This window comes from Kineococcus indalonis (assembly GCF_009906395.1).
Classification (GTDB): domain Bacteria; phylum Actinomycetota; class Actinomycetes; order Actinomycetales; family Kineococcaceae; genus Kineococcus; species Kineococcus indalonis.
On record NZ_JAAALM010000324.1, the window covers coordinates 1 to 4,719 of the forward strand.

The window sequence follows — 4,719 nt, forward strand, 5'->3', positions numbered from 1 at the left end:
CCCACCGCCGCCCCCGCCGCCGTCTGTGGAGACGGCGGCGGGGGCGGCGGTGGGTGCGCGGGCGCGTCAGCGGTCGCGCAGCTGGGGGCTGTCGGGCACCTCGATGTCGCGCTTCTGCAGCTCCTCGACGTTGACGTCCTTGAAGGTCACCACGCGCACGTCGCGCACGAAGCGCGCCGGGCGGTAGACGTCCCAGACCCAGGCGTCGTGCAGGGTGAGCTCGAAGTACGTCTCCCCGTCGCCGGTGCGCACCTGCAGGTCCACCGAGTTCGCCAGGTAGAAGCGCCGCTCCGTCTCGACCACGTAGGAGAAGAGCGACACGACGTCCCGGTACTCCCGGTAGAGCTGCAGCTCCATCTCGGTCTCGTAGTTCTCGAGGTCCTCGGCGCTCACGGCACCATCATGCCCTCCGCGAGCCGCGGTCGTCCCCGGCCGGGCCGGGTGCGCCCGTGCGCGTGTCGGCGTCCGCGACGGCCCGGGGCGCGGGCAGCGCGGCGGCGGGCAGGCGCCAGCTGCGCCGGTGCTGCGCGCAGCGGCCGTGCTCGGCCAGGGCCGCCAGGTGCCCCGGCGCGCCGTAGCCCTTGTTGGCGTCCCAGCCGTAGTGCGGGTGCTGCGCGTGCAGCCGGGCCATCAGGGCGTCGCGGGCGGTCTTGGCCAGCACGCTGGCACCGGCCACGGCGGCGCACGTGAGGTCGGCCTTGACGCGGGTGGTCACCGGCGGTGCCGGGCACGGCAGCTCCGGCGGCGCCGCCCCCGCCGGGGCGGGCAGCTCCAGCAGCGCCGGTGGCGACGGCGGCGGCGCGGGGGGGTCGCTGAGCCAGTCGTGGCTGCCGTCGAGCAGGACCACCGAGGGCGCCGCGGGCAGCTGCGCCAGGGCGCGCCGGCCGGCCAGGCGCAGCGCGGCGGTGACGCCGAGCGCGTCGACCTCGTCGGCGGCGGCGTGCCCCACGGCCCACGCCACGGCCCACTCGCGCAGCGCCGGCACCAGGGCCTCGCGGGCGGCGGGGCTGAGCAGCTTGGAGTCGCGCAGCCCCCGCGGCGCGGTGGGCGTGCCGGCGTCGACGACCAGCACGCCGACGCTCACCGGCCCGGCGAGCGCTCCGCGGCCCACCTCGTCCACCCCGGCCACCAGCTCGGCGCCGGCGCGCAGGAGGGAGCGCTCCACCCGCAGCGACGGCGCCGCCGGCGGGGAGGTCGTGCGGCTCACCCGACGCCCGTGCGCCCGGGGACGGCGCCGAAGGCGCCGGGGGTGCCCAGCCAGGTGGCGTGCGAGAGCGGCCACACGACCGCGTACGCGCGCCCGACGACGTGGTCGAGGGGCACGAAGCCCTCGTGGTCCTTGTCGCGGTTGTAGCGGGAGTCGGCGGACTCGGCGCGGTTGTCGCCCATCACCCACAGCCGGTCGGCGGGCACGGTGACGTCGAAGTCGTCGAGGCTGGGCTCGGCGCCGGGGTAGAGGTAGGCCGTCTCGTCGACGGGGACGTCGTTGACGGTGACGCGACCCTCGGGGTCGCAGCAGACCACGTGGTCGCCGGGCAGGCCGACCACCCGCTTGATGAGGTGGTCGTCGGAGTCCTCCGGCAGCAGGCCCACGAAGGTGAGCACGTCGGCGGCCAGCGCGCCCGCGGGGCTGCGCTGCGGCTCGGGGGTGGCGGCCAGCCAGCCGCCCGGGTCGGCGAAGACGACGACGTCGCCGCGGTGCAGGGTGAACGGCCCCGGCGTCAGCTTGCTGACCACGACGCGGTCGCCGATGTCGAGGGTGCGCTCCATGGACTGCGAGGGGATGTAGAACGCCTGCAGCAGGAACGTCTTGACGACGAGGGAGACCACCAGGGCCACCGCGACGACCAGGACGGTCTCGCGCACGGCGGCGATCACGCCCCCGCCGCGGCGGACGGGCCGCTGCGGCTCGTCCTCGCCGGTGGACCGCTCCGGGGCGTCGTGCCCTGCGCTCACTGCTCCTCCTCCCGGCCGACGGCGCCCAGGTCGGGCAGCGGCCAGCTCACGGCCACCACGCGGCCCACGACGTCCTCCAGCGCGATCGTCCCGCCACCGGGCGAGCCCAGGTGGGAGCGGGAGTCCACCGACTGGCTGCGGTGGTCGCCCATCACCCACAGCCGCCCGGGCGGCACCTCGATGTCGAAGCGGACGTCGCTGGGCGCGTCGCCGGGGTGCACGTGGGGCTCCTCCAGCGGCTGCCCGTCCACGGTCAGCCGGCCCTGCGCGTCGCAGCAGGTGATGCGCTCCCCCGGCAGGCCCACCACGCGCTTGACGAAGTCGCTCTCGCCGGGGTGGAAGCCGAGCACGGCGCCCAGCGCCGCGCCGAGCCGGGCCGGCCCGCGCGGTGCCGGGGGCGCGTCGACGAAGGTGCCGCTGCCGTCGAAGACGACGACGTCGCCGCGGTGCACGTCCTGAGCGCCCACCCGCCACACCAGCACCCGCTGCCCGGGCTCCAGGGTCGGGCTCATGGAGTCCGAGGGGATGGAGAAGGTCTGCACGACGGTGCTGCGCAGCACCAGCGCCACGAGCAGGGCCACGGCGAGGACGGCGACGGCGCGGGTGCCCCGCGGGGCCGGCCGCCCCCTCGGCGGAGCCGTCGTCGGCTGGGTGGTCGTCACGGGGCTCCTGGCTGCGTCGGGCACTGCGGCGGCGCGGCAGGCGGACCCGTGCGCTGCCGCGATCCTAGCCGCCGGGGCGGGCCCGGGTCCGGCTGCCGCGCGCCGGACCGGGACGAGGACGGGCCGGGCCCCCCTGGAGGGGGACCCGGCCCGTCGTGGCGGCAGCCGGCTCAGCCGCGGGGCGCTGCGGAGTCGCGACGCTCCTTGATCTTGGCGGCCTTGCCGCGCAGGTCGCGCAGGTAGTACAGCTTGGCGCGCTTGACGTCACCGCGGGTGACGACCTCGATCTTGTCGATGATCGGGGTGTGCAGCGGGAAGGTCCGCTCCACGCCCACGCCGAAGCTCACCTTGCGGACGGTGAAGCTCTCGCGCACGCCGCCGCCGGTGCGGCGGATGACGACGCCCTGGAAGACCTGGACGCGCGAGCGGTTGCCCTCGACGACCTTGACGTGGACCTTGAGGGTGTCGCCGGCGCGGAACTCCGGGACGTCGCTGCGCAGGCTGGCGGCGTCGACCGTGTCGAGCACGTGCATGGTGTCGCTCTTCTCCCCTGCCGGCGCCACAGGTCCCCGGCTCAGGCATCGGTCCCGCGGCGGTGTCCTCCGGGCGGGTGCGTCCCCTGTGGCGGGCGCACCCCCGCGGCCCTGCGGGCAGCGGTCACCGGCCGTCGCGGCGTTGGGTGGGTCAGCCGTTCAGTGTGCCACAGCCGGGGCGGCCGGGCCGAACCCGCCGGCGCCGTCGGGCGCGAAGCCCTCCTCGGCGAGCACCCGCAGGTCGGCGCCGCTGCAGCGCGCCGGGTCCAGGCGCGCCAGCAGGTCCGGGCGCCGGCGCGCGGTGCGGCGCAGCGCCTCCTCGCGGCGCCAACGGGCCACGGCCCCGTGGTCGCCGCTGGAGAGCACCGCGGGCACGTCCAGGCCGCGCCAGCTGGCCGGCTTGGTGTACGCGGGGTGCTCCAGCAGCCCGTCGTGCTCGGCGGCGTGGCTCTCCTCCGCCAGGCTGGCGGCGTTGCCGACCACGCCCGGCAGCAGGCGGGCCACCGCCTCGACGACCACGAGCACGGCGACCTCGCCGCCGTTGAGGACGTAGTCGCCCAGGGAGACCTCGCGCACCCGCACCCCGCGGGCCCGGTAGTGCTCCGCGACGCGGGCGTCGATGCCCTCGTAGCGCCCGCACGCGAAGGCCAGCCACGGCTCGGCCGCCAGCTCCACGGCCGCGGCCTGGGTGAAGACCTCCCCCGCCGGGCTGGGCACGAGCAGCACCGGCCCGCGCCCGTCGTCGGCCGGCGGCGGGTCGGCCAGGACGGCGTCGAGGGCCTCCCCCCACGGCTCGGGCTTCATCAGCAGGCCCGCCCCGCCGCCGTAGGGCGTGTCGTCCACGGTGCGGTGGCGGTCGCGGGTGTGCTCGCGCAGGTCGTGCACGCGCAGGTCCAGCAGGCCCTGCGCGCGGGCCCTGCCGATGAGCGAGAGCGACAGCGGTGCCAGGTACTCGCCGAAGATGGTGACGACGTCGACGCGCACGCTCAGCCCTCGCCCCCGTCCCGACCCGCGTCCCCGTCGCGGCCGGCGTCCTCGTCGCCGGGCAGCTCGGCGAACAGCCCGCCGGGCGGGTCGAGCACCACCCGCCCGCCGGGCACGTCCACCACGGGCACCAGGCGCTCGACGAACGGCACGAGCACCTCGCGCCCGTCGGTGCCCGTGACCACGAGCAGGTCCTGGGCGGTGCCGGTGAGCAGGTCGGCCACGGTGCCCAGGGCGGTGCCGTCGGCGCTCACGGCCGCCAGGCCGCGCAGCTGGTGCGGGTACCAGGCGTCGTCCTCGGCGCCGGCGCCCTCGTCGACGTCCACGAGCAGCAGGGTGTCGCGCAGGGCCTCCACCGCGGTGCGGTCGGCGACCCCGTCGAAGGCGACGAGCAGGGTGCCGGTGTGCCAGCGGGCGGACTCCACGGTGAGCGGCCCGCGCGCCGGCGGGTCGGTGCGCAGCACGGCGCCGGGCGCGAAGCGCTCCTCCGGCGCGTCGGTGCGCAGCTCCAGGGTCACCTCGCCGCGCACGCCGTGCGGGCGGCCGATGCGGGCGACGACGTACTCCACGGGGGTCTCCAGGGC

Annotated in this window: 7 protein-coding genes; all 7 read right to left on the minus strand. The window is 77.1% G+C overall.

Annotated features, from left to right (window positions below; genetic code table 11):
• Positions 1-66 precede the first annotated feature (66 nt).
• Entirely contained in the window at positions 67-393 is a 327-nt protein-coding gene (locus GTR00_RS14795; protein ID WP_166612369.1) for a DUF2469 domain-containing protein, read from the minus strand.
• A gap of 7 nt (positions 394-400) precedes the next feature.
• Entirely contained in the window at positions 401-1,207 is an 807-nt protein-coding gene (locus GTR00_RS14800; RefSeq protein WP_323132496.1) for a ribonuclease HII, read from the minus strand.
• Positions 1,204-1,956 (minus strand): signal peptidase I, encoded by a 753-nt coding sequence (lepB, locus tag GTR00_RS14805; protein ID WP_166612370.1) that lies wholly within the window; start codon positions 1,954-1,956, stop codon positions 1,204-1,206. Before lepB (GTR00_RS14805) ends, GTR00_RS14800 begins: the two co-directional genes overlap by 4 nt.
• Positions 1,953-2,618, minus strand: a complete 666-nt coding sequence (gene lepB, locus GTR00_RS14810; RefSeq protein WP_166612371.1) for a signal peptidase I — start codon at positions 2,616-2,618, stop codon at positions 1,953-1,955. The genes lepB (GTR00_RS14805) and lepB (GTR00_RS14810) overlap by 4 nt, the downstream gene beginning before the upstream one ends.
• Positions 2,619-2,788: 170 nt before the next feature.
• Complete coding sequence (gene rplS / locus GTR00_RS14815) at positions 2,789-3,151, minus strand: 50S ribosomal protein L19 (protein ID WP_166612372.1); 363 nt, start codon at positions 3,149-3,151, stop codon at positions 2,789-2,791.
• A 159-nt stretch (positions 3,152-3,310) separates the two neighbouring features.
• The gene (gene trmD, locus GTR00_RS14820; RefSeq protein WP_166612373.1) at positions 3,311-4,135 is read right to left on the minus strand and encodes a tRNA (guanosine(37)-N1)-methyltransferase TrmD; all 825 of its coding nucleotides are present in this window, start codon (positions 4,133-4,135) and stop codon (positions 3,311-3,313) included.
• A gap of 2 nt (positions 4,136-4,137) precedes the next feature.
• Positions 4,138-4,719: ribosome maturation factor RimM (gene rimM, locus GTR00_RS14825; RefSeq protein WP_276610231.1), on the minus strand; the 582-nt coding region annotated here is incomplete at its 5' end.

Excerpts from the sequence above, each read along its gene's own strand:
- rplS (WP_166612372.1), bottom strand. The coding sequence starts at position 3,151 with ATGCACGTGCTCGACACGGTCGACGCCGCCAGCCTGCGCAGCGACGTC.